This is a genomic window from Shewanella sp. 0m-8, assembly GCF_052977265.1.
The window spans coordinates 1-2,659 of the sequence record NZ_JBRIMB010000098.1 but is presented as its reverse complement, the minus strand read 5'-3'; the positions used below and the strand labels follow the sequence as shown (position 1 = coordinate 2,659).

The window sequence follows — 2,659 nt, the reverse complement described above, 5'->3', positions numbered from 1 at the left end:
GAAAAACCTAACTCTGCGAAGGATAGTTCTTGTTCAATATAACCTAAGCCTCCTCTAGAATCACTCTTGGTGGTGACCAATAAATCATCAATCTCAAAGCGGTTTTCAAGAGTTGCAGAATAAAGATAAGAAACTGTCCAATTTAATAATTCATCATTAAAATTAGCATTAGTCAGTAAGTTGGTTTCGTAGGCTGTATCATCAACGATGCCATCGTTATCTTGATCTATATCTACTGCAGAAAAAGCCGAAAAAGAGGCGAGTAATGGAAGAAAATATAACTTCCTTTTTATATTTGATATTTTCATTATATTCCTATTTTAAGTTTCCCTTAAGCTGTCAAGGACAGAGCTACTTTAAACGCTTCAGGCCAATATCGAAAATGAGACATTGAGTTCTCCATTGTGTTTACTGTTAGTACGTTTAAATCTAGCTCTTTAAACTTATAAATTTAAATACACAAATTGAAGATGAATTTCTTCAACAAAAGGCGTGTATAACGAATTAAATACTGTGTTAGCAGGTTGTAGTTGTTGTTGGTCGCGTGTTATATCATGAGGGGGTTTGCGTGGTCAATATGATGCGCGAATGATTTTGGTTTATAGCTTTAATCGTTTGGGATTATTTTTATTAGACGTTGCTTCATAAGCGCACATAGCTCTAAATTCTCCATACTGAAGAGTGCATTAAGCTGTGGAAACTTTTCAACAGCTTTCTAATACCTAGGTGCAGATGATTATTTTGTAGACATAAAATGCTTAGTCAGCATAAATCCCTTTTGTGCAATAACGCCTTTTATTACTGGTTTAACCCGAGCCCTAGATCACTGCAATGAGTAACTTCATTAGCTCAAAGTTGAGCTTTATAAACCCCGCTCTCGACAATTACTACAATGACGACGCACAGGGTTATAAAATATTCGATATAGTTAAATATCTCTGAGCGTGCCTTATCCCTGTTTTATCGATTATTCGCTTCTCCCTATTTTTCTTCAGCAATGAGAAAAAGCTTCCAGCTAGAGCATTATCATGGCGGTCTCCTTAGATTCTAGATTGTGCTCTTTGAGAAAGCTTCGCCAGTCAGAGCATGTATTTTCACTCCTTGGTCGGAATGAATTAATACCCTGTTCTTGGGGGAGCGTTGCAAAATGGATATCAAGAGTGCATCGATGACCAAGTCAGGTTTGGGTGTACTTTTCATTGTCAAACCCATTATCTGGCGTGAGAACAATTCGATCACAACCGTCAGATATAGCCATCCTTTATGAGTCCGGGGATGTGTAAAATCGGTCTCCCAAGCATAAAAGCCACTACGGAGCACATTTAATACTCGGCATAAAACGGCTATGGGATATTGGTTGAATCGACAACAGCCTTCTTTAGGATGTTGCGTTCCTCCGTCAGACTCCGAAGATCTGCTTTTGGTTTGCGTATTTTTTCTTGCTGATTATCGATAGTAATGTGCTGCTTATCTGGTTTATCAAACTTGTTAATTCTGTTGTGCAAACTTTTGGAGTGACGCCTAATCCTCCCGCCACATCAGCAATTTTATAACCAAGCTCAGTGACTTGTTTAACGGCTTCAATTTTGAACTCATCGGTATAACATTTTTCGCACATGTAGCACCTCATATTTTTGGTTCATTATAATTCGATGAAGTGTCTACTGTTCTAGGGATTACCACTTAGGTCTATTGTTCAAAATGTCAGTAAATATACAAAGTAATGCTAGAGAAGGCGATGAATTAAAGGTTATTACGGTTTAAGTGCCCCATAGATAGAAAGTTATTTCAGATCTAACTAAAGAGCACTCTACACCTCAATATTTCGCATGTTTGATGAGGTATAAAATACCTATAACTAAAACTGCAGCGGGTATTAGAAAGGACATATGTTCTCCTTAATTTTTAGCTTAGACGAATCGAAATAATACATAGTAACTGGCGCGCCATAAATTCACTTTGTTCGGGTTTTGCGTGCAAAGGACTTGGTATGTTGAAGCGCCATTAATCAGTTTGCACGTTCCTAGACTATAGATGACAAGGTACCGAATATCATCGGTTTCAACATAAAAAGAGAATAACCAGAACAATAATATCGCGCCGACTACTAGCGGGATGCTCATTGTCTGGTTTAAATTTAATTGTTTTCTTGGCATTTAAAAGTCATCAAATCCAGAGCTAAATGAGTCGAAGCTACTGTCACAGGAGCTGCCAAAAGAGCTATCAAATGAACTGTTACAAGAGTTGTCGAAAGTGCTATTTAAAGAGTTATCAATGCCGCAACTCATAGAGTCGAAGCTGGTATCGATTGAGGTGCAATTCGTATCCATAGATGACTCGGTTACACCGTATGGATTACCTTTAATATCGACTCCGCTATTAGCCACCATAGGTGTCCCATCGACATTAACTTGCGGTCCGTTGTTAGAATTTGTACTCATATTCATCTCCTGATTTTGCTGCTTAAATGTTCACCACTGTCTATACACATTAATGAAAAAATGTTAGATTACAAACTTGTTTGACTGAACTGTCAGCAACAAAAAGTTTGGCGTTTTACCTCGAATTATCTTCATTTTTTCTTCAAAAAATCCCGCGAAATCTTCCCATTACGCTTCAACGAATGTGCGCTTTTAATAGCAAAAATCGGCACGAGTTT

General features: G+C 37.7%; 2 protein-coding genes and 1 pseudogene. All 3 read right to left on the bottom strand.

Going from position 1 to position 2,659, the window contains the following annotated elements:
* Positions 1-308, bottom strand: a 308-nt coding sequence (locus ACVBIO_RS21480; protein ID WP_447173420.1) for a hypothetical protein, incomplete at its 3' end; no start/stop codon positions are given.
* Between the two features lie 554 nt (positions 309-862).
* Positions 863-1,618, bottom strand: a pseudogene (locus ACVBIO_RS21475) (DDE-type integrase/transposase/recombinase).
* A 538-nt stretch (positions 1,619-2,156) separates the two neighbouring features.
* Entirely contained in the window at positions 2,157-2,441 is a 285-nt protein-coding gene (locus tag ACVBIO_RS21470) for a hypothetical protein (RefSeq protein ID WP_447173419.1), read from the bottom strand.
* Between the last annotated feature and the right edge of the window lie 218 nt (positions 2,442-2,659).